The 23,051-nt window shown below is 25.4% G+C and carries 18 protein-coding genes and 2 pseudogenes; 1 reads left to right on the top strand and 19 read right to left on the bottom strand.

Annotation, left to right across the window (positions count from 1 at the left end):
* Positions 1–100: 100 nt before the first annotated feature.
* The 17 genes and pseudogenes from ACFYH6_RS05905 to ACFYH6_RS05825 all read right to left on the bottom strand — a co-directional run bounded on the left by ACFYH6_RS05905 (position 101) and on the right by ACFYH6_RS05825 (position 19,655).
* A complete protein-coding gene (locus tag ACFYH6_RS05905) occupies positions 101–373 on the bottom strand; it encodes a hypothetical protein (RefSeq protein WP_416178880.1) in 273 nt (90 codons plus the stop codon).
* Between the two features lie 198 nt (positions 374–571).
* Complete coding sequence (locus tag ACFYH6_RS05900; protein WP_416178881.1) at positions 572–982, bottom strand: hypothetical protein; 411 nt, start codon at positions 980–982, stop codon at positions 572–574.
* 242 nt (positions 983–1,224) lie between these two features.
* Entirely contained in the window at positions 1,225–1,380 is a 156-nt protein-coding gene (locus tag ACFYH6_RS05895; protein WP_294363135.1) for a hypothetical protein, read from the bottom strand.
* A gap of 84 nt (positions 1,381–1,464) precedes the next feature.
* On the bottom strand, positions 1,465–1,896 hold the full coding sequence (locus ACFYH6_RS05890; RefSeq protein ID WP_416178882.1) for a nucleotidyltransferase domain-containing protein: 432 nt from the start codon (positions 1,894–1,896) through the stop codon (positions 1,465–1,467).
* A gap of 108 nt (positions 1,897–2,004) precedes the next feature.
* A pseudogene (locus ACFYH6_RS05885) lies at positions 2,005–2,409 on the bottom strand (DUF3427 domain-containing protein); the annotation flags it as partial.
* A gap of 10 nt (positions 2,410–2,419) precedes the next feature.
* Positions 2,420–4,795 (bottom strand): DUF2357 domain-containing protein, encoded by a 2,376-nt coding sequence (locus ACFYH6_RS05880; RefSeq protein WP_416178883.1) that lies wholly within the window; start codon positions 4,793–4,795, stop codon positions 2,420–2,422.
* Complete coding sequence (locus ACFYH6_RS05875; RefSeq protein WP_294363144.1) at positions 4,770–6,608, bottom strand: McrB family protein; 1,839 nt, start codon at positions 6,606–6,608, stop codon at positions 4,770–4,772. Before ACFYH6_RS05875 ends, ACFYH6_RS05880 begins: the two co-directional genes overlap by 26 nt.
* 245 nt (positions 6,609–6,853) lie before the next feature.
* Positions 6,854–8,089: a DNA (cytosine-5-)-methyltransferase gene (gene dcm / locus ACFYH6_RS05870; RefSeq protein ID WP_294363147.1), complete on the bottom strand. Its 1,236-nt coding sequence runs from the start codon at positions 8,087–8,089 to the stop codon at positions 6,854–6,856.
* 167 nt (positions 8,090–8,256) lie between these two features.
* Positions 8,257–9,378 (bottom strand): hypothetical protein, encoded by a 1,122-nt coding sequence (locus ACFYH6_RS05865; protein WP_416178884.1) that lies wholly within the window; start codon positions 9,376–9,378, stop codon positions 8,257–8,259.
* Between the two features lie 23 nt (positions 9,379–9,401).
* Positions 9,402–10,820, bottom strand: a complete 1,419-nt coding sequence (locus ACFYH6_RS05860) for a Sau3AI family type II restriction endonuclease (protein ID WP_416246474.1) — start codon at positions 10,818–10,820, stop codon at positions 9,402–9,404.
* A 423-nt stretch (positions 10,821–11,243) separates the two neighbouring features.
* Positions 11,244–12,722: a phospholipase D-like domain-containing protein gene (locus ACFYH6_RS05855; protein WP_416179028.1), complete on the bottom strand. Its 1,479-nt coding sequence runs from the start codon at positions 12,720–12,722 to the stop codon at positions 11,244–11,246.
* Complete coding sequence (locus ACFYH6_RS05850; protein ID WP_416178885.1) at positions 12,685–16,260, bottom strand: AAA domain-containing protein; 3,576 nt, start codon at positions 16,258–16,260, stop codon at positions 12,685–12,687. The genes ACFYH6_RS05855 and ACFYH6_RS05850 overlap by 38 nt, the downstream gene beginning before the upstream one ends.
* 252 nt (positions 16,261–16,512) lie before the next feature.
* A complete protein-coding gene (locus ACFYH6_RS05845; RefSeq protein ID WP_416178886.1) occupies positions 16,513–16,827 on the bottom strand; it encodes a nucleotide pyrophosphohydrolase in 315 nt (104 codons plus the stop codon).
* 90 nt (positions 16,828–16,917) lie between these two features.
* Positions 16,918–17,463 carry a hypothetical protein gene (locus ACFYH6_RS05840; RefSeq protein WP_416178887.1) on the bottom strand — a complete coding sequence of 182 codons (546 nt, stop codon included), beginning with the start codon at positions 17,461–17,463 and terminating at the stop codon, positions 16,918–16,920.
* A gap of 36 nt (positions 17,464–17,499) precedes the next feature.
* Positions 17,500–17,661: pseudogene (locus ACFYH6_RS05835) on the bottom strand (PhzF family phenazine biosynthesis protein); the annotation flags it as partial.
* A gap of 33 nt (positions 17,662–17,694) precedes the next feature.
* Positions 17,695–18,843 (bottom strand): flagellin lysine-N-methylase, encoded by a 1,149-nt coding sequence (gene fliB / locus ACFYH6_RS05830; RefSeq protein ID WP_416178888.1) that lies wholly within the window; start codon positions 18,841–18,843, stop codon positions 17,695–17,697.
* A gap of 47 nt (positions 18,844–18,890) precedes the next feature.
* On the bottom strand, positions 18,891–19,655 hold the full coding sequence (locus tag ACFYH6_RS05825) for an EFR1 family ferrodoxin (protein ID WP_416178889.1): 765 nt from the start codon (positions 19,653–19,655) through the stop codon (positions 18,891–18,893).
* Positions 19,656–19,882: 227 nt separating this feature from the next.
* Between ACFYH6_RS05825 and guaC the strand changes: the two genes are divergently transcribed.
* Positions 19,883–20,866 carry a GMP reductase gene (guaC, locus tag ACFYH6_RS05820; RefSeq protein ID WP_416178890.1) on the top strand — a complete coding sequence of 328 codons (984 nt, stop codon included), beginning with the start codon at positions 19,883–19,885 and terminating at the stop codon, positions 20,864–20,866.
* A 102-nt stretch (positions 20,867–20,968) separates the two neighbouring features.
* Here guaC and ACFYH6_RS05815 read toward each other — a convergent pair whose 3' ends face one another.
* Entirely contained in the window at positions 20,969–22,222 is a 1,254-nt protein-coding gene (locus ACFYH6_RS05815; RefSeq protein WP_294363173.1) for an Nramp family divalent metal transporter, read from the bottom strand.
* A gap of 290 nt (positions 22,223–22,512) precedes the next feature.
* Positions 22,513–22,944, bottom strand: coding sequence for a YkvA family protein (locus ACFYH6_RS05810; RefSeq protein ID WP_416178891.1), 432 nt, complete (start codon positions 22,942–22,944; stop codon positions 22,513–22,515).
* Positions 22,945–23,051: the final 107 nt, after the last annotated feature.

Raw genomic sequence — 23,051 nt, 5'->3', positions numbered from 1 at the left:
AATTTAATTTTCACTTAGAGTTTTTTTAATATGAATTACTTTATTAAATTACTATAGATTTGTTTGCTTTATTTATTAGCTTAGCTGGATCTTCATTATGTTAACATATTTCGAAGTACTCTACTATTGCAGCTCCATTCCCTTTTAACTTTAAATTCTTATCTATATCATCATTATAAATTCTAGTGCTAAACACTTCTGCTCCATTAAATTCACATAAGCCATTAGGATCATTTATCCAACCTATTGGTGGCATTATATGATATTTATTTCTCCATTTATCACCATTTAATATTTCTAAGTGTTCCTTCATGTACTCTTTAACTTCTTCATCAAACTTATCTTTTAACATAAAGTTATCTCCCTTTTTCATTTCACCCTCCTTTACGTAAAAAAACTCCTCAAAGCACGCCAAAAATAAACTTGGTAATGCCTCAAAGAGTAACAATCCGTATCTGTAAGTAAATTATACCATCTCATGTAATGGTTGTTAATATAGTTTCATACTAAATTTTATCTTTTTTATTATTTTTTATACCTATATAATGCTTTATTAAAACAATAATTTCCACTAGATAATTCCAATACCATTTTTCTTCATATATTCATTTAATTCTTCTTTACAGTAACAGTACTCCCCACAGTCGCATATTTTAAGAATCATTTTATTTTTAATAGTCTCCTTGCCCTTCTCTACTTCTTTCTTTAAACTCTTTACTCTTTTCTCAATAATAGCATTATAAATTAGAACAAAAACTAAAGCTCCATAGAATTCATATCTTGACCAAATTTCATTTATGCTATAGTTCTTATTTGTTAAAAAGCAATAAAGTAATGTTCCTAATATTCCTATTGTAGAAACTAAAACTTGGCTTTTTTCATACTTTTTAAGTATTTTATTTTTCTCAATTAAGCTATCTGCCTTATCTTTAATTTCCTTTTTTATAACTTTAATAGATTTGTTTTCTTTATAATTTCCCAAAAAGTATTCCCCCTAAAATATCTACTTAATAAATATTACTTAAGGGGAAAAATAAATATGATATATTTTATAATTATCACTAATTAAATTATCCTATCTTTATTAATCCAAATATCTTCTTAATAATTCTTCAACCACTTGAACATCTGCTGGAACCCAAGTTTGTGATGATAATTTTTCTAATGAAACCCATTTTGCATCATTATGTGCATTTAAATTTAATAACTACACTTATATATAGATTATTCTCTATATCTTAAAATAACCTTATCCTTACTTTCTTCTAAGAATATATTTAAATATGCTAACTTCTTAAAACAAAACTCTTCTATGAATTTTTCACTTTCTTCCCTTAAATAATAATCATGAGTATATCTATTTCTTAGCTTTATAGCCATAATAAGATATCCCTTTAAATTTTCATCAAAAATCCCATATTATATGCACTTTGATATTTTTCTAAAAATTTCTCTTTTTTATATCTATAATAAGGACTCATCTATAATACCTCCAAAATAACTATATTGCTCATCTACTTTTAATGTTTTCTCTAACTTCTCGTTATTTCTTACTGACTTTAGTACATAATGATTAAAATCATACCATCTTTCTTCATCTAAAATATATTGCTTATCACTATCTACTGCAATACGAGCATATTTATTAGTAAAATCATTAAATAATAGAAAAGTTAAATTTATTTTCTCATATTTATAGAATTCTTTAGCTATTTCCTTTATTTCATCCTCAATATTAATTGTATCTAAAAAATCCACCTTTGGTCCAACAACAACAAGTAAATCAATATCACTTCTATCTTTAATCCAATGCTGAGTACCATAACTACCAAATTCACATAAGGCTATAATTTCTCTATATTTTTTTATCTTTTTTATAAATTCTTCTTTATTCATATAGAAACTCCTTATATTTACATATTTAGCTTTATTATATTCTAATTATTTATATTATTAAACATAAAATTCTATATAGGCTTTACATAAACATAAATTATTTAAATATTAAATAATAATTGATTTATTTGCTTTATTAATCAGCTTAGCTGGTATTTCTTCATGCAATCTCCAAACAAAACTTATTGGTTTTTTCCCAGTATGACTTCTATATTCACAAGTTCCTAAATAAGTAAAAGGTGATGTTAATCTATCTCTATCCTTATACTCCCTAACAAAAAGAGCTATCTTATTGTTAGTTGACTTGTGATTAATATATCTTTGTGCTGTTGGACTTTCAACTGAAGTTCTTAATTGTGTTTGCCAATGGAACAGTTTCTCGTTTATTGCATAATCCTGGTATAATGTTGAAGGTGAAAAATCTTTATCACTTTTATTTAGTGGAATGAAGAATATATCTCTTTTCTTATCTTTAAAGTATTTAACTCATTCTCTAAAAGATGGATTTTTATCATATAATATTTCAAGTAATTATATATTCTAAGTATTTATATTCAATAAACTTACCATCCACTCTAATATTATTATTTGATAATACTTCAATTTCATGATTATTTAAGTAATATTTATCATTTTCCTTTTTAACTTTTTCCCCAATATTACTAGAAATATCATTAAGTTTTTTATATACTTTAACTTCAAAATTACTTTTTATATTTAGCATATGCATATTACTTGCATTTTTTAATAAATATAATGTTGTATATGAAATTAAACCTTTAGATTGAATTGGTTCTATATTATTTATTTCTATTACATCATCAAATTCAAATCTTAAATAGACTTCATTTCCCTTCCACTTTTTACATTTTAATTCTTTACATTCGCTTCTTTTGTATTCATAAACATTTCTAATAATTACATAGTTCTGAATTCCACAATCTTCTCCAAAGTTATTTCTTGATTTATAAAATGCTAAGTACTTTACTCCTAATCTCACTTTAGAAAGACTACTTTTTGGTATATGATAGAATTTATGTTCCATATATGCATTATAATGTTCGGAATCAAACGTATTTACTACCATAACATTTCTATCTTTAAACTTAGAATAGTCATCTAATTCATCTTGAATGATTCTATTACTTTTAGCTTCAAGTAACGATTCTCCAATTATCTTTCTTAAATGATGTTCCATTAATTTTGTACTTCCTGGCAACATTGGTAATGCTCCAATATTAACTTGTTCAATACTCTTATAAAATTTATTATTAATAAACTTCTTTTCATCACTATAAGGGAACATCACGTATGCTCCAAAAGTATCATATTTAAATTGGAATGTTTCCTTTAATTCTGATACTATAGAATCTCTATATTTATGCATTACATTAATATCCTCTTCCATAGGCCCAATCTCATTTGAATCTGTATTAATTCTATATTTTGCATCAAATATATAAATACGTTCTTCATTATTCTTTGAACTTTTAATACTAAGTACAATATCTGGTCTTTGATTGGTTGTTGGTAAAGAATATGATTTATTATACCAAAGATTTATTTCATTTGAACCATTGCTATATATTGTTTTAGCTTCTTTATCTTGTATTAATGACAAATACAATCCATTATCACTATATTTTATTATTCCAGGTTCTTTAACTTTATATCCCATATCTCTTAATAGATGATGTATTTTTATATAGCACCATATTTCATACAAATTATATAATTTCTTTGGTGTCATCTTATATAAATCTTCTCCTAAAGCAAGCCCCTTCTTTAACATAATGTACTTATTATAAATCCCTTTATATCCTGGAGATATTTGAAATACTAGTGACATTGATTTTTGATCTTTTAAATCACTAATTTGATTAAAATATATTTTTAGATATCTTTCTAATAATATTCTTTTACCTTTAATAAAATTTATATATGAATTTTCATTTTTATAGACTTTAGATATATTTTTTTCAATAGATACTAATCTCTTTATAATATTTGAAATTATATATTTAATATATCTGTTCTCGTATATATCAATAGTTGTAATTTTTCTTTTATCAACTACTTTTGTTGGAATATATGATTTATTTTCTATATTTACAAATCCTACTCTATCTTCATTTAATGAACTTGGATGTTTTCTTATATAATCAACTGTTTTCCTCGATGTAATTCTTGATTTTTCAACTGATTTTATATTTTCAATAGTTTGGATATTGTGTTTAAAATGGTTACATATTCTATTTATATCTTTTTCTAAGTCTTTAAAAATATATTTAAGAATATTTATATACTCTGAATTTGTTTGCTTATTTGTATTTTTTAATACTGTATTTAAATATGTTTTACCTAATATTTCAAAAGCTAATGAAGATATTTCTTCATTAATATCACTTACTATTTCTTTGTAATCTGTTTTATAATCTACTTTTGATGGAAACACTTCTATAGTAAAACTCAGTATACATACTTGATCTTTTATTACATTAAAAGTTGAATAACCTATATTAGAATCAAATTTTATTAGACCTACATTTACATTAGCAAATGTTTGCATATTATTTGATAAATCACTATCCATATGTTCAATTTTATACTTACTATCTGTTTTATTTACTAATACAATTTGATATTCTCCATTTTCATAAAAGCATGGTAACATTGTTCCATTTTTACTATCAACCATTTGACCATAGCTATCTATTGTATTTACAGTCACTTCATTTTCATATTTTCCGTTTATAAGTATCTTTGCCATAACATTTTTATTGTAATCTAGATTACTTGATTTTTTATCATCTGGATTCCCTGTAATAGTTATTTCAAATTCATCACAAACTATCTCGAGTATTTTGTTATTTTTATATCCAGAATGAAGTATAGCCATCCCTGTATCCTCTTAGCATCATATATATTTTTTGTGCACTCATTTTATATTTAGCATTTTTTATATTTTCTTTTGCTTCATTAACATAATCTCCATCAGGGTCTATTTCTGTTCCATCTAAGCAATAGTTAAATAGTTTTATTAATATTTCTTTAATACATTCATCACTACCTATTATTGTTGGTAATATTTTCTGCATTATTTGATAATCAAAAGCCACATTTTCATCTAGTAATTGAACTATATTATTTTCTAGCATATAAAATACTATTTCATCTCTTACTCTATATCCAAAATGCCTTGAATATTGTTTTAATATATTGTTTATTTCTATTATTTTATCATTTATCCTTTTAACAAAATCTTTGTCATAATTTACTGCTTCTCGTATATTTAGAAAGGTAGTTTCTAAAAACTTATTATCAACATCTATATTTATAACTTGTTCATTGTCAAAATCTAATGTTTCTAAATTTACATCTAAAAACTCTATAGTATTAGCTCTATCCAATACTTTTCTACTAAAAGAAAAAGTAGTATCATCCATATTAACTGTACCAATAATATAAAGATTTTCTGGAATACCAAGACCTTTATACTCATTTCCATCTGGAAGATAATTATCTGATATGATAGGATTAGTTACTATTTCTCCATTTTCATTTCTTTCTCTTGATTCAATAATACTTAAGTATTCACTTAGATAATATTCTACTCTGGCCAAGTTCATTTCATCCAAGCAAACGAAATATGACTTATTCTTATTAATTGGTTTTGAAGCTGTTTTTATTGTTTTAAGAAGTTCTCCTGCTATGAAATCATCTTTAATATTCTTATATCCAAGCAACTCCGTACTATCATTCCAATCAGGCTTTACAGAAATCAACTTATAGTTATCCTTACATCCTATGGCTTCTGCAAATAATTTAACTAGCTTTGACTTACCACTTCCACTTATACCTGCTAAGATAACGAATGGCTTTGTTTTTAGTGATAAATAAAAATTGCTTAACTCTTCTTTATTGTATATAAAACTCTTACTTTTAATATAATTCTCAATTCTCTCTATTTTGTCTTGTAAAGTAATTTGTCCCTTTATTTCAAGTAATATACTCTCTTTTTCTTCAGATATTTCTTTCTTATCAAATCCATCTATATCTTCTACACATTTATCATAATATGCCTCTAACTTATTAAATGAATCCTCTAAAATCTTTAATGTATATTCATTTCCATTTGTTTTTATTTCATTGTAAGAAATAGATTTTCCTACTTGTAATTTTTTATATTTATCTTCTTTTACTTTAATAATAAAATCATTAACTTCATCAATACTTAATATTTTATAATCAACATAATTATTCTCACTACCAAAGAATTCTAAAGTATCATCATTCATATTAATATAATCTAAATATCTATTATGTCTTCTCTTCTCATTTTTATCACTTTCACTGCCTCTAATTTCAATTGATATTCTAATTTGAGGTTCAGAATTTATAATTTCTGCAAAAACAGAAATGCTAGATGTAAGATTGCCTTTATCTGCTCTTTTAAACTCTATCCACAAATAATCTCTAACTTTTTTATTAGATCCATCTAGCCACTGAGAAGCTGATTTAGTATTATATATGTAGCCTTTTTCAGTAAATTTAGTATATATCTTTTTCCATTCATTTATCATCTCAGAAGCTGAATTTTTTATTTTTATCATTTCTTCTCGTTTTCTACTATCATCAATTTTTTCTATTTTTTGATAAGGCTTATTATTGTACTCTCTTAAAAAGTCTAATATTTTAATAAAATTAACCATAACTTTTCTGCCCCCTATATGTTAAATATCAACATAATATAATTATATATTTTTTTCCTGTAAAAACTACTTAAATTCCATTTTATTTCTTGTTTAACTTTAAAAATTCTAATTTAGAATTCCTATATAAAAGTCTATACATTATTACCTTCTATTACTTTATTTAATAATAAAAAGCTACATTATACATGCAGCTTTTTATTATTAGAAATTACTCACAATTTTATTTTTATATTAATATTTAATTATATATTTTCATTTTCTATTATACTATGTAACTTTTTCCCCATATGCTCTATTAAATTTACAACTAGCGCATTTCCCATACAAAAGTATCTAAATGAATGGGTCATACCTGTATTAGTCCAATCGTCTGGAAATCCATTTATTCTTTCACATTCAACAGGTGTTAATATTCTTAACTTTCCTGTAGAAATATCTTTAACAACATGAGTGCTTCTATTTTTACTACCTTCACTTGTAAGCATTGTTCTTGCTGGCTTATCTATGAAATCTGGAAACGCTATTCCACCTTCTCTAAATATGTACTTATGCCCACTTTTAGAGGTTCTTTCAATAGCTTTAGCTCCTTTCATATAAGTCCACTTTTCTAAATCATCTTCAGATAAAATATATTTTTCATCCACATTCTTTTCTAAAATCTCATTTAAAGTTATTTGATTCCCTGTTAATAAAGCATTAGGATTTGTATCTATTGTATAAATTATTCCATTCTTATACACTCCAGAATTCCCAAATTCAAATGAAAAGTCATTAGAAATATCAAGTATATCTAAATTATAATTATTCTTTATATTTATGCTTCTAATATTTTCTTTAGAGAATTTTTCCACACTAAATATTGAACTAAAAAACCCTTTATCTTGAATTTGCTCATATTCACTTTGTGCTTCTAATTCCATATAATATTTAGTTGTGTTATGTACTGCGAAAATAAATGTACGTCTTCTTCTTTGTTGAAAACCATATTCAGCCGCATTTATTACTCTCCACTCAACAGAATATCCTAATTTTGCTAAGCAACTAATAATAATTCCAAAATCTCTTCCACGTTGACTTGATGGTGATTTCAGTAATCTATCTACATTCTCTAATAATATGAATGGAGGCCTCTTTACACTCAATATTCTTTCAATTTCCCACCAAAGCACTCCTTTTTTTCCTTGTATTCCACGAGCACCAGTGCTTGCAACTGAATAGTCTTGGCATGGAAATCCCCCTACCAATAATGTATGATTTGGAATATGTTCCGCTGGAACTTGAGAGATATCTACATTACTATACTCATCTATACCGCCAGAGGCTTCAAAATGACTTTTATAACACTCAAAAGCATGTTGAACTTTTTTACTAGGTTCCCATTGATTTGCCCAAACTGTTTTCCAATCTGATGAACTTTTCTCAAGCCCAACTCTAAATCCACCTACCCCAGCAAATAATTCACAAATTGTATGTTTCATATTGATAACCTCCTAATTTACTACCTACACAAACGATCGTTCTATATATATTTATCATATTTCTTTGTCTTATTCAAGAAATATTTTTTTTATAGATTTAATTATAAAAAACAAAAAAGTAGATAACTTAATAATACCTAAATTAAAAGTTATCTACAATAAATATATTATTCCACTTCATAAAATTGAAGTTTATTATCATTGAATCTATATTTTATTAATCTTACATAACTCCAAGTACTAGCTATTGTTGGTCTTTTTCCTTTTATATAATTTCTTATACATATTTCATTTTTATACTTAATTACATCTTCACTAAAATTATATGCAACAACAAAAGCCTGAATCATGCCATAGTCTCCAAAAGAATATTCTCCATTAATCCAATCAACATATTTCATTATTTGATTTATTGTATCTTTTGTTGCTTCATCTTTTTTTATTTCTACAACCAAATATTTAGAAATTGTATCAAATCCCTCTATATACTTAAATCCGAATAAATCCATTTTATCCATATAATCTATTGCTTTAAATGGAGATGCTATAACTTGATGTGATAAATAATCCCAAGAGCCAAATATATTGCACTTATTATTACTTATGATATCTATTAATGCTGCTTCTATAGCCATTTCATGTTTTATTCTATCTCTATTATATGAATTTATCAATAGAGGCTGTGAGTTCATAATATATCTTTCATCTAATTTATTTGATAGTTCATTTTTAAACTTTAAATTATATTCAAATGAATTTCCATCTTCATAAATAAACTCTTCGTTTCTTTTTAAGATAATATCTCTAAGTGCTTTATTTTCATCTTCATCTACCTTTATAAAGGATAATTTCCAAAATGCTCTTAGTGACTTAAACTTACTTGGGTTCGATGCCAAAACTTCATCCATATCAATACCATCAGTGAAAAACTTAGGATATGGCTTAAAAATACAAAAGCATCTATTTTTAATATTATTCTCTTTATTCATAATCATGCTATTTTTAATTTCATTATACTCATAATTCTTAGGTATACCTGCATCAATATAATTCCAGTATTTACAATCATATTTTACTTTTACTAATTCTCCAATCCCATATATTTTTCTTTTAATGAAAAAATAAATATTATCTCCAGGTTTCATTCCAAAATAGTCTGCAAAAGTTCCTTCATGATGCGTCTTCCAATTATTATTAATAGGATTACTTAAATTTGTACTATATATTCCATTTATGATACATTCTTTTAAAGAGTCCTCATTATCCATACTCATTATATATCCAGCCATATTTTCACCTCCATTAACTCACTTTAATATCTATCTATTTGATCTTTTAAATATTTAGCATTTAACCAAAAGCATTTCTTTCTTGCTTTCATTCCTTGTGGTGTAATAATTAAATCACTTGAGTTACGTGCTTTTGGTCTTATATGAGCAATTTCTCCATCACTTATTTTAATAAACTTTTCATATTCACCTTGTTTTATTTTATTTATAGTATCTAACCAAACCCTATACATACTACCATCTAAATCAGATATAGGCATATTCCAAAACATGACTTTATAAAGATAAATATTATCTAAGCTTAATTCTGATTGTTTTTCAAAATTAATCTTACTCTTAAAAATTATCCATAAGTATTTTTTATTTTCGAATTTATTTCGTATTGTAGATTCTTCCCATTCTTCTTCTACTATTTGACAATAATTAATTTGCTCAAAAGACATTGACTCCTTTGGCGTACCATTAGGTTTTAGCACAATAGTTTTCACCTCTATATTTGCCTTCTTAAACTCTTCAAAATTCTCAAGCTTGTCTCCAAATGTAGATTTACAAACATCATCTACTATTAGTCTGATAAAATTTTTAGCTTTTCTTTCCCTATTTATTGAATATATATTAATAATTTCAGAAATACTTTTATTTAAAAGTTGGTCAAATAATTTATATATTTTTTCATCGAATAAAAGTTTTCCATCTGATAATGAATTTAAAAGCTTTACTTCTCTATGCTGCTCTCTTTCCAATAATTCATCTATAATAAAATCAACATATTGTCTTTTATAAGAAAATGCTCTTTGTTGAGCCATAATTTCTGAATTAGGTTGTCGCCTTTTACTTTTTTCTGCTGTGCTCCCTTTAGTACATGCACCAAGATACATGGTATCACCCTCAGAAATTTCATGTGCTCTACCATTCCTAACTTTATCAGCTATTATGTTCCAATCCCTTTCTATAATTTTTAAATCTTTTTCTGATGGACTCCATAAGCTAATAATTTTAAATATTAAATCTTCTTTTTCAACGTATTTCTCATTCATATAAAACATTAAAAGAAGCTCTTTACATTTTTTCATTATTGAATTATTTTGCCATGTTTCTTCATTCAGTTTAAAATAATCAATAATACTAAGAACAATTCTTTCTTTTGCTGAATATCCTAGTTGTTCTCTTATACTATTAGAATTTTCTTTTTTAGTTATGGATTTTAACGGACAAACTTTTAATTCTACACCAACTTCACTAAAATCAGCTTCTTGCCTGCTATTAACCTTATATCCAAAGTATTCTTCTTCTATAGTTTGTCCCAATCTACCTTTAGATTTTTCATTATTAAATTTATTTTTCTTTATATCTTCGTTTATATCATTTAAACTTTTATTAAGTAGCCTTCTAGCATATTCCTCTATTGATTCTTTATTTTCTCTATCATACTTATATTCCAATTTCCCCATTCCCTTACTAATAATTTCTATATAATATATTATATGAAATTTTTCTGTATACTTAAAATTTATAAACAGTTCTTTAAATATATTATAACTTATAAATATGAAAAAACCATAAGCAAGTGGGTTACTACCCCACTAATACCCCCGGGCATAACAAGTGTCATCTTAACTTTTGTACTTATACTTGTATTTCAGTATTAATTACTTGCTCATATAACCCTTGCTTCAATAAATTCACCACCATTTTTATTTATCATATTATTTAATATTTTACCATATTTGGATTATTATAGATATTTTATACCTTAGTAAAATACTTTATAATATGACAATTATGTATTAACTCAAAAGTTATTCAATACTATAAAGAACAAACAAGCTTCATATAGAATTTTATTATCTTATCAAATAATCCTTTTATAACACTATGTTTGTCCTATTACCCGCCTCTATAATTCTTGATTGTAAATTTCTTAACATTCTATCTGCACTTTCTTTTCCCTCTAGAAGAGATCCAGTTTCTTGCCTAAAACCTTTTTTAGGATCTCCTTTAAATGATAACCAATTAAAACTAGTTATAACTGTAAATTTATCATCACATACAAGAACCTTTTCATGGGTATTTCCTAACTTTACTAATGATAAATATTTACTTATAGCTTTATCTTCTTTTAACTCATTTAATAAATTTATTGCTTTTTTAACATCATTTTCTATTTTATTTGAAATACCATAACAAATCACTACCTTAACTTTTCTAGACATTGTCTGTCTTATTTCTCCTCTTAATTCAGAATCTGTTGCATCATTCTTAATCCAAGGAGAGACTATCACTACTTGTTTCTTAGCTTCTCTTAAAGCTTTAATCAATATTGGTCTATGCTCATAAGTATTGAGTATCTTGGGTGCATACTTAATTTTTTGTTTTTCCATTTCTAATTCTTTTTTCAATCCATCTATCTGCATAGTTTTAGTTAAATATTCTTCATCAGATTCAACATCAATACTTTCAATTTCCTGAACTTTTGATTCAATCTCTTTAATATTATCTAAAATTTCATGAGCTTCTTCTACTTTTTTTCTTATTTTAGCTTCATTAATCAGAGATGTTCCCTTATTATCTATTTCACTATCAAATTCGACTGTTGGTATTATATTAAATCTCTTACCTATCAATGATATTAATTTAGTTTCATATTGTTGCATTCTTTTATTAATATCATATACTTGTATTTCAAAATCACCTTTATCATTTGTAAAAACTAAAACATTCAGTTTCCTATATACTTTTTCTATTTTATCTATGCTTTTTACAGATAATATATCTCCATCTAAATAATTGTTATTATTTAGTCTCTGCTGCTTATTTGCAACTTTTTTAATTTTATTTAAATCTATTTCATCAATTTCTGGTTTATTCTCAATAAACGGAATCATATGAAATGTTCTTCTAACTCTTTCCCCCTTATCTAAACTTTCATTAATTTGATATTCTCCTGTTATTCCATCTATCAAAAATGTATAATCTAGCTGTTCTGGAGCTAAAAAATTATTTTTCTCTAAAGCTTCTATTCCTTTTGAAGTTAAAATAACTTCTTTTGTTCCAAATTTATAATTAACCATATCTAATTGATGTAAATTTAAAATATTTGATATAATAACTTTCTCTTCTAAGCCCAAAAAATTCATTAAATTATCAGTATTCTTAGCTCCAGCTTTAATATATTTTAAACAAAATTCTTGAATTAATCCTAACTCCTTTTTTCTTTGTAAGATAATTTCGCATTTAATTCTATATACTGGAAATGCTGCTTTATAGTAAGTAGCTAATCTATATCCTTTTATAGAATCTGCATAACTAGATGCTAACTGTTCTATAGATGTTATTCTTTCCATATTTTGCAAATTGAATCACCTCTACTTTACAGTACTCATTACTTTCAATATAGTCATATACTTTATGAAATGTATTATTTCTATTCTTTAACACACACTTACTATCACCAATAATAACAAGTAGATCTTTAGCTCTTGATAAAGAAACATTTAACCTTCTTTCATCAGATAAAAATCCTATATTTCCAGAATTATTACTTCTAACAATACTATAAATTACAATATCAGTTTCTCTTCCTTGAAAACCATCTACTGTATCTACTTCAATTGCAATGTTAGTAAATTTAATTCCCTCTCTATCAATTAACCTATTTATAAGATTTTTTTGTGCTTTATACCCAGCTATAACTGCAACTGTTTTTTTTATTTTTTTATCGAAGTAATTAGTATCAAGTTTTATTAACAATTTTACAATTTCTTTTGCTTCTAGAGAGTTTTGTTTAGTGGTTCCTATAGATTCCTCAAATTTATCTGGAACATTTTTAGTATCTATCCATACTATTGCATTATTTTCAAATTCATCATAACAATGCTTTCTATCCTCCATCTTTACCTTTGAAATAATATTGTCATTATAAAATATTCTACTTATTAAATCCCCTATTACTGGATTCATTCTATATTGTTCTCTCAATATATTTTTACAATCAGAATTTAAATTTTTTTCAAGATAAGCAAATAAACTCTCTTCGATTTCTTTTTTATTATAATTATGACGCACTTTAACTTCATCTGATAATAATTTATCAATTACAGGTGGAAGTTGTTTTTGATCTCCAACTAGAACTATTTTTTTACCTAGTACCATTGGAACTAATAATTCTGGTGGAGTAGCTCTTCCTGCTTCATCAATAATGACTAAATCGAATTTTAAATTAAAGCTATTAGAATAACCAGCTATGCCTATACAAGTAGCTCCTATAACACTAACTTCCTCAATTAAAATTTTTTCTATTTCTTCAGATTGATTTATTCTTTTTAACCAATCATTCTTCAATCTTTCAAACTTAGAAAATTTATCAAACTTTTTCTTTTGTTTTTCTATTTTTGCCTCAAGATCAATTCTATACTCTTCAATGTTTTTATATTTACCTATATCAAGAATATCGTATCCAGCTTTTAAATCATTTTCAAATTCTTTTAACTTATTATTTTTTTCATCAATATATCTCTTTATTATTTCTAATTCTTCTTCTAACTTAATTAAAGTTTCACATTGTTTTATAAAGTATTCACCTAACTGTATGTATTCATCTATAAATTGCTCCATAAATTTATTTGATTTTGATAATTCAATATTATAAAAGCTATTTTTTAAAGCTTCTAACCTACTTAGCTTTGACTTTTTATCATAATATTTTTTTTCTTTATTAGCTTTAAATTCCTCATCGTGAAAAATCTCAGTTCTTAAATTTTTAATATTTTCTTCAATGGATAATATTTCATTTAAAATATTATATTTTTCAAATAATTCTTTATCAAAATTTTTATTTTTTATATAATTAAAATATTTATTCACTTTATTTTTTATCTCTTCAATAATATAATCTACCTGAGCATTAATAGTGTAATTTTCCATACCATTAGAAATCATTTCCTCTCTACCAAGCCTTACTACCTTTATAGAAGGATCTTCTTCTTTAATTTTACTCATAGCATGATTCACTGCCACGTTCGATTGAGATGATACTAATATTTTAGCATTTGGATTTAAAGATAATTGTTGAATAACCAACTCACTAATAAAAGTAGTTTTCCCTGTTCCTGGCGGCCCTTGTAATAAATAAATATCTTTTGAACTTAATGCTTCTTCTATTATCCTTTTTTTATTTTCATCTAATATCTTATTTCTAAACTTTAAATTGTGAGATAAGTACATAATCTTAGCACTATTAGGATCTGATAGTAACTTAGGTAAATTCCTATTAACACATTCATTATTTTTTACTTTTTTCAATGAATTTTCTTGTTTAATAATCAAGTTATCCATAAAAGCTGTATCTACTGATACTTCGCCACTATTAGCAAAAATGTCAATATCTAATCCTCTAATAACATCTATATATAAATGTCCTTTTTTAAAATTACTAAAATAACCTACCCTACCTGTTTTTGAGCCTCTCCCATCCTTCAATGTTATAACCATCATTTGCTCTTGAGTAAATTGTACCTCATCTATTTGATCTTTTATTTTTAATATTAGTCTTCTATCTATAGAATTATATCTAAATTCTGAATACCTTAAAGTATTTCTATTATTCTCATTTAATTCTTTTTGAATTTCTAAGATGTTATTCCATTTTTTTATAATTTCTTCTGTAATTATATTATTTTTACTTTCTACATCAATCTTTTTTTGCTTTTCAGTGTAATTATTTATAAGATTATTAATATTAATTATTTTTCTGTTACTAAATTCAAAATAAAATTTTTTATCACATTTCATCCCAAAATTATCTTTTCTTAAATCTAACAAATATGTATCTGGAATAGTAACAGATACTATTGTTAAACTATTCATAGTAAGAGTATCTAATACACAATTATATTCTACCTGTTTACCAAATAATAAATATTTTTTTTCATCTTTATCTTCATATACATTTTTTGCTGATGCAAAATATACATCATTACTCAAATCATCTAATATAAAGGAAATGGCAAGAGTTCTATTTTCTTTATCTATCATCCCTAATTTCACTAACTTTTTCATAGCAGTTGTTGTTAATCCTAAGGAGTATCCTTCTCTTTTTTTGCTTTCACACTTTTTCCAGTCATTTTGAACTTTATATATGTTAGTTGTCCTCTTAGCAACATCTTCCTCAACCATTTTAACAATTATTTCTCTTTTTTCTTCTGATAATGATTCACAATTCATAATTTGTTTCTTTATAGAAGTGTTTGTATCTATAAATTTTCCATTAAACAGTTCACAGAAAACTAAACCAAGAGAATAAATATCTGATTGAAATGTTAATGCTTTACCTAGCTTTTGTTCAGGTGATGCATATTTTAATGTTAATGCTTGTATAGTAAAATTTTCTCCATCTGTTCTAAAAGAATCCATAATTTTACTTATACCAAAATCAATAACTTTTACCTTACCTTCGTTTGTAATCATAATATTAGATGGTTTAAGATCTCTATGTAATACATTTTGACTATGTGCATAGTTTATAGCATCTAATATTTGCAAAGCCAAAGACTCTTTTTCAAAGGATCTTATTGACTTATCATTGATAATCTCCTTTAATGTTTTTCCTTCAATGTACTCTAAAACTATATAAAATAATTTTTGTTCTCTATCATATCCCTCATCAAATAAATTAACTATATTATCTTGTCGTAATAAACTTAAAACTTCGCATTCTCTTTTAAAGTAATTTTCTAACATTTTATTATCTGAATCATATTTAAATATTTTTACAGCAACTAACTCATTTTCTTCGCTATAATCTTTACATAAATAAACCTCTGAATTATTAGTTGAAGAAAGTTTTTTTATCGTTTTATATCTATCCACAATCCACGAAATCATACTTATCTCCTTTATTAATTATTTTTATATTATATAAACAGCCCTAAAAAGTCTTAAAAGTATTACAAAATATTATCTATTTTGATATATATTTCTACTTATATTTTATCATATTTGTATAATTTGATATATTGAAACAAAGAAAAAAACACCGATTAGCGAACCGATGTTTTTATTAATTTAATGTAAATCTGAATAATCTTCTCTCAAAGATATTAAGCAAGTGGGCTACTAGTCCCTAGGAATAATATCCTAAAGTTCTGTGTACTTTTTACTTGTTCCCTTTGCTTTTTCTACTGGGTATTTCTTTTCATTTTTGTCCATTTTATTATTCATTATTTCTTCTATATTAACACCTAGTGAATCAGCCATATGTAAGCAATAAACCATAACATCTGCCAGTTCATCACATACCTCTTCTTTATTATAATTATCATCCCAAAGGAAGTGCTCTAACAATTCCCCTGACTCTATACTTATTGCCTTTGCTAAATTAGATGGTGTATGAAATTGGTCCCATTCTCTATCTTCTCTAAATTTTCTTATCCTACTTTTTATTTCTTCCATTATATGTTCCCCCTTTTGCCCTTGTATTTCTTTGTAACCTCAACTCATTATGTACTATTACTATATTTTTTGAATATTTATATATATTTTTTATACTATAATATGGCTCCATGCTATTCCTGCTTTTATTTTTCTTACTTGCGAATCACTTATATTGAAAATTTCTCCTATTTCTACGGATGTCATTCCAGTATGCATAGCTAAATATTTTATTTCTTTAGCTTCTTCTTCAGTTAGTTTTACTCTATTATGCTTCTCGCCTTTTTTACATTCCGATAGATGCTTTTTATGTTCTTCACTAAAGCCCATTACATTTCTTTGATAATTTAAAGTTGGTTTGAGTTTTTCTATATATTCCTTGGACTTTTCTCTTAAATTCATCTTTTCTCCAACCTCTAATATATCTATATTTATACCCGCATCTCCTATGGCATCATATGCATTTTGTAACTTTTTATTAGCACCTTTTCTATTTTCAAGATGAATTAATATTGTTATAAAAATACCCACTATTGAATTACCATATGTTATAAATGAATCATTTCCTATATTAATTTTAATTATTCCACTTGATTTAAGTAAATCTATCTCACTATAATCTTCTATATTATTAATATAATCTTTATAACTTCTCATCCCATCCCTCTTATCCTTATAATGTACTTTAATAGCTTTGCCGCTTAATTTCACTCTATTATTTTCTAATAATTCAATGGAAATTTCTCCACCTCTATCTGAATTTTGATAGGCTAACATTTCAGTTTTATTTAGTTTACTATTCCAATACTTTGCTAATACAGTATGAACTGCTCCTGTAACTAGAGCTTCGTTTATACCTCAAAAATAATTATCTTTAAATTATTTCTATTAGATTAAAACTAAAGAAGAAATATAATGAAAATCTAATATCTCATCTTCAAAGATATCTAATAAAAATTCCATTACTGCATCAGAATTATTACCTATAATTCTTGAAAAAATTACAATGTAGTCTTTTAAATCTTCAATGCTAATTTCTTTATTTTCATTAATACAGTAATTTAAAAATACAGCATGTCTTACAAATAAATATTCTAATATAATCATTTCCAAGGAAATAATCATCTCTTCTAAATCATCACTAATACAACTACTCAAAACTTTTGATACAATGCAGTTTTCCATTAAAGGATCATATTCTTTAAATAAATCCTTAACTTCTCTCCAATTATTGAAAATCTTTTCTATATTAATTTTTTCTGCAAATTTATAAATATCCTTTAAAGCCTCCTTAAAAAGAGGAACATTTCTGTAGTTTTCTATTATATCTATAAATAATGAATTTATTTCTTTTAAAGATTTCACCTTATCTTTACTATTATATTCTCTAAATTCATTTAATTCTTCTTTTATATAATTTTTAGATTTATAATTTTCTAAAAGCTCTATTAAGGCTTCATAATCTAAATCATCACTATTAAGAATATTAAAAAGTATATTGTAAGAAAGAATAAGCTTATTTTCTAAAGTTATATCTTCCTTTTGAAGTATATTAACTAAAGCTTCTCTTATTTGTAATGAGCCTAAATCCTCAATATAAGATAAAGCTTCATTAGACTCTATATAAATCTTTTCCTTCATATTGCTAATTATATTAACCACTTCAGGACATGAACATGATAAAGTAAGCTCTTTTACATCTTCAAAATCATTTTCTATTCTAGGAAAGCTTTTGCAAGTTGAAGATAAATATTCTTCACCATGATTTAAAACTATATTGCATAATCCTTCATCACTTAATAAAGGACATACTCCCTTTGTTTCTTTTTTTATTAAGTAACTATTTTCTCCATTACTTTTTATAAATCTTACATTATCTAAAAGATAATTCAGTTCACTCTTTTCTTTCCACTTGTTGTAGGTGTTAGTATCTACATTTATATCCCAGCCATTACAACAAGTGAATTTGCATTTATCTGCTATACACTTAAATTTATCATATTCTTTTATCTTTAAAATATTATCTATTTTCTTCATATAATAACTCCAACTTTCTCTTTAGTTTTAGTATAGTTCCTTTAGCTTTAGTCATTAGATACTAGCTCTTTAACTTCAATAAATGGATTTCTATATCTATTTTTCTTTAAAGTTGAATTACCAATATTTATAGCTTCCTTAGGACATATATTTATACATGCCATACAGTCTGTACACTTTCCTAACCATTTGGGTTTATTATTTATCATTTCAATATTATCTACTGGGCAAATTATTTTACACATTTCACAGCCTATACATTTATCATTAACATTAAAGCCCTTATCTTTATTCTTAAAAAAGTTTTTCCATCCATTATATATTAATTTCTTGCTAGCCTTATAATCCACAGTCTTTACTTCTTGATTTTTAATACTGTTAATAAAATTATCTATTATACCTTCATTTAACTTTATGGATTTAATAGCTCTTTCCTTTGTTGGATTTTTCCCTGCTCTTGTGTAATTAGAAATATATTTTACACATAAGTAATTGCTAAGACTACCCTTATCCCCTAAGACTTCATTAATGTGAGGAAAACTTATTTTAGCCTTTCCCCCTCCAGTAACTCCTACTGCAAAAACATATGATTTTTCCTTTATATGTAATTTAGATATAAAATCTTCTACTACTATAGGTAATGAGCCACAATGTATTGGATATACAAAGCCTATTATATTATCTTCTACATTAAATTCTTGATTTTTTAAAGCCTTTGGTATAGAGATTAACTCACAATTTTCTACTGATTCTTTGATTTTTTTAGCTACATATAATGAATTTCCTGTGGATGTAAAATAATAAATTCTCATTTTGCCTCTCCCTTTATCTATTTACTATAATTTTAATTTTAAATGAATTATATAAATTTGCAATTAAGTTATATACAAAAGGTAATACACATTATTCTTTTCTTTCGGATAATCAAGAAAAATCACTTCATTTCTTTTGACATATCCATTAAATATATGTATAATATACCTTGTTTGCGAACTATAAATTTATATTTATAAAAATAATTCGTAAAAAAGAGGTAAAAATGGATAAAGTATTTGATTATGAAGATATACAATTAATACCAGGAAAATGTATAGTAAACAGTCGTTCTGAATGTGATACATCTATAACTTTTGGAGGGAGAACCTTCAAGTTACCTGTAGTTCCTGCAAATATGCAAACTATTATAGATGAAAAAATTGCAACTTATCTAGCTGAAAATGGATACTTTTATATAATGCACCGTTTCAAGCCAGAGCAAAGAATAGCTTTTATTAAAGATATGAAAGAGAAAAACTTATATTCTTCTATAAGTGTTGGAGTTAAAGAGGAAGAATATGCCTTTATTGAAGAATTAAAAGCAGAAAATCTTTCTCCTGAATATATAACAATTGATATTGCTCATGGACATTCTAATGCAGTTATTAATATGATTAAACATATTAAAAAGCATTTACCAGAAAGCTTTGTTATTGCAGGAAATGTTGGAACACCTGAAGCAGTAAAAGAGCTTGAAAATGCTGGTGCCGATGCTACAAAGGTAGGAATTGGCCCTGGAAAAGTATGTATCACTAAAATTAAGACAGGCTTTGGTACAGGTGGTTGGCAATTAGCTGCCCTTCGTTGGTGTGCAAGAGCTGCAACTAAACCAATTATTGCAGATGGAGGTATTCGTACTCATGGGGATATAGCTAAATCAATTAGATTTGGTGCTTCTATGGTTATGATAGGTTCACTATTTGCTGGACATGAAGAATCCCCAGGGGAAACTATTGAAAAAGACGGAAAGATTTATAAGGAATACTTTGGTTCTGCTTCTGAATTCCAAAAGGGTGAAAGAAGAAATGTTGAAGGTAAAAAAATGTTTGTAGACTATAAAGGTTCTTTAAAAGATACCTTAGTAGAAATGCAACAAGACCTTCAATCATCTATTTCTTATGCAGGTGGTAAAAAGTTAGAGGCAATAAGAACTGTTGATTATGTAGTTGTTAAGAATTCAATTTTTAATGGTGATAAAGTATATTAAAATTACTTATACAAAAAAATCTACTGCTAATTTAAATATTAACAGTAGATTTTTTTATTTTACATTCATAATTATTCTAATTTAATTTTCTAGAATTTATTTTTAAATATAACTTATTAATAGCATAATATTTAAAGCAGTTACTATTCCACCTATTGTCCATAACATAATATTTTCTACTAAAGTATTTTTATATTCTCCCATAACCTTTTTTGATGATGTTAAATATATTTGAGTAAAAATAGTTATTGGAAGTTGTACACTTAATAGCATTTGAGAATATAAAAGTCCTTTAAATGGATTACTTACAAAGAATATTATTATTAATGCAACTATAATTGTAATTAACACTCCTATTTTACTATGTTTCTCATTTATATCATAGGACTTATTAAATAGTCCTGCAAATATAGAGCCTCCTGCCATTCCTGCTGTTACAGAAGATGCTACTCCTGCAAAAAGTAATGCTATTGCAAATATTATAGCTGCTGAATTTCCTAGTAATGGCTTTAATATTTCTTGTGCTTGTTCAAGTTCTGATACTGAAATATTATTTTTAAAGAATGTTATAGATACTAGAACCATTGCACTATTTATAATAAAACCTATTATCATAGATAAAATTGTATCCATGTATTCATATTTTAATTGCTTTTCCATAATAGATTTATCTTTTAAATTCCATTCTCTACTTTGAATTACTTCAGAATGTAAAAATAAATTATGAGGCATAACTACTGCTCCAAGTACACTCATTATTATTGGTAAAGAGCCCATTGGAATAGATGGCACTACCCAACCCTTAACAGCTTCACCCCAATTAATATTAGCTAAAGCAGATTCAAATATAAAAGAAAGTCCAATTATCGATACAAATCCAATAATAATTTTTTCTATTTTCTTATATGAATTTGAAAATAACATAATTATTATAAGAATTGATACTATTAAAGACCCTAATTTTATAGGAATATTAAAAAGCATCTTTAAGCCTATTGCAGCACCTAAAATTTCCGCCATGGCTGTACCTATTGCAGCTAATATTGCTGTTGAAGTTACTATTTTACCTATGGTAGGTTTTATATATTCAGTTATTGCTTCTGAAATACATAGCCCTGTAACTATTCCTAAATGTGCTGCATTATGCTGTAATATTATTAGCATTATTGTTGATAGGGTTACTATCCACAACAGCTTGTACCCATATTCAGATCCTGCTGAAATATTAGATACCCAATTTCCAGGGTCTATAAATCCAACAGTTACTAATATTCCTGGTCCTACAAATTTCAAAAATTCTTTCCCACTAAATTTTTTATTTTCCTTTATTAAATTACTTTTTATCCTTTTTTCCATAATAAATTACCTTCTTCATTATTAATTATAGTATTTTTATATGAAATTACAACTTTTCATTAATATCCCTTTACATTTAGCTATTAGTAATAATGTTAATTAGTTATTTTATCCTCTACTATTTTTAAGTAAAATTTAAAGTATTGTTATAAAAAACTTTTTATAATAATTAGAACTAAAAAGAAAAAAGTAGAAAATAGCTAAAAACCATTTCCTACTTAAAATAAATAATAAACTTAAATGTTATTTATTTAAGTTTACTATTTTTCTCTATTATAAAATTAATTTTTCTATTTATTATAATTTATCTTATTATCAACTTTTTCAAATTCATCATTTCCTATATTACCAAATAATTGTTTTGTCTTCCTTTTAGCCTTTTCTTTAGTTTCATCTGTTAGATATATTGCCACAACTCCTAATGCAAGCATTATTGTGGCTAAATCATCAGTATAACCTGCTACTGGTACTGCATCTAAAATTAGATCTAATGGTGTAATAAAATATCCTAAAGCTCCTATTATAGTTGCCTTAGCTTTAGCTGGAACATTTGGATCCTTTAAAGAATAAAACAATAGTAATACTGCATATACAACTGATGCTCCTGCCTTAGAAAAATTCTTTTTTATCTTGTCCACTAATTTCTTTTCTGTATATTCTTCTTTATATTCTTCTTTATATTTATCTTCAACTAGCATTTCTTCATATGCTTTATTATTCATACCAATTCCTCTTTTCTTTTTAGTATCTACAATACATAATAAAAAATGTATTTATTTTACTTATATCATTCCTTGGTATATATTGCAAGATTATTAAGAGTTTTAAG

It is taken from the genome of Clostridium sp. HCS.1, assembly GCF_047900555.1.
In the GTDB taxonomy this organism is placed as follows: domain Bacteria; phylum Bacillota; class Clostridia; order Clostridiales; family Clostridiaceae; genus Clostridium.
The sequence above is the reverse complement of the archived record's forward strand: the minus strand, read 5'-3'. Positions and strand labels throughout refer to the sequence as shown.

Excerpts from the sequence above, each read along its gene's own strand:
- ACFYH6_RS05890 (WP_416178882.1), bottom strand. The coding sequence starts at position 1,896 with ATGAATAAAGAAGAATTTATAAAAAAGATAAAAAAATATAGAGAAATT.
- dcm (WP_294363147.1), bottom strand. The coding sequence starts at position 8,089 with ATGAAACATACAATTTGTGAATTATTTGCTGGGGTAGGTGGATTTAGA.
- fliB (WP_416178888.1), bottom strand. The coding sequence starts at position 18,843 with ATGAAGAAAATAGATAATATTTTAAAGATAAAAGAATATGATAAATTT.
- ACFYH6_RS05815 (WP_294363173.1), bottom strand. The coding sequence starts at position 22,222 with ATGGAAAAAAGGATAAAAAGTAATTTAATAAAGGAAAATAAAAAATTT.
- ACFYH6_RS05865 (WP_416178884.1), bottom strand. The coding sequence starts at position 9,378 with ATGGCTGGATATATAATGAGTATGGATAATGAGGACTCTTTAAAAGAA.
- ACFYH6_RS05825 (WP_416178889.1), bottom strand. The coding sequence starts at position 19,655 with ATGAGAATTTATTATTTTACATCCACAGGAAATTCATTATATGTAGCT.
- ACFYH6_RS05810 (WP_416178891.1), bottom strand. The coding sequence starts at position 22,944 with ATGAATAATAAAGCATATGAAGAAATGCTAGTTGAAGATAAATATAAA.
- ACFYH6_RS05850 (WP_416178885.1), bottom strand. The coding sequence starts at position 16,260 with ATGATTTCGTGGATTGTGGATAGATATAAAACGATAAAAAAACTTTCT.
- ACFYH6_RS05840 (WP_416178887.1), bottom strand. The coding sequence starts at position 17,463 with ATGAGAAGTTATAAAGATTATATTAATAATATAGAAGATTATAGTGAG.
- ACFYH6_RS05905 (WP_416178880.1), bottom strand. The coding sequence starts at position 373 with ATGAAAAAGGGAGATAACTTTATGTTAAAAGATAAGTTTGATGAAGAA.
- ACFYH6_RS05855 (WP_416179028.1), bottom strand. The coding sequence starts at position 12,722 with ATGGAAAGAATAACATCTATAGAACAGTTAGCATCTAGTTATGCAGAT.
- ACFYH6_RS05895 (WP_294363135.1), bottom strand. The coding sequence starts at position 1,380 with ATGGCTATAAAGCTAAGAAATAGATATACTCATGATTATTATTTAAGG.
- ACFYH6_RS05880 (WP_416178883.1), bottom strand. The coding sequence starts at position 4,795 with ATGGCTATACTTCATTCTGGATATAAAAATAACAAAATACTCGAGATA.
- ACFYH6_RS05875 (WP_294363144.1), bottom strand. The coding sequence starts at position 6,608 with ATGGTTAATTTTATTAAAATATTAGACTTTTTAAGAGAGTACAATAAT.
- guaC (WP_416178890.1), top strand. The coding sequence starts at position 19,883 with ATGGATAAAGTATTTGATTATGAAGATATACAATTAATACCAGGAAAA.
- ACFYH6_RS05845 (WP_416178886.1), bottom strand. The coding sequence starts at position 16,827 with ATGGAAGAAATAAAAAGTAGGATAAGAAAATTTAGAGAAGATAGAGAA.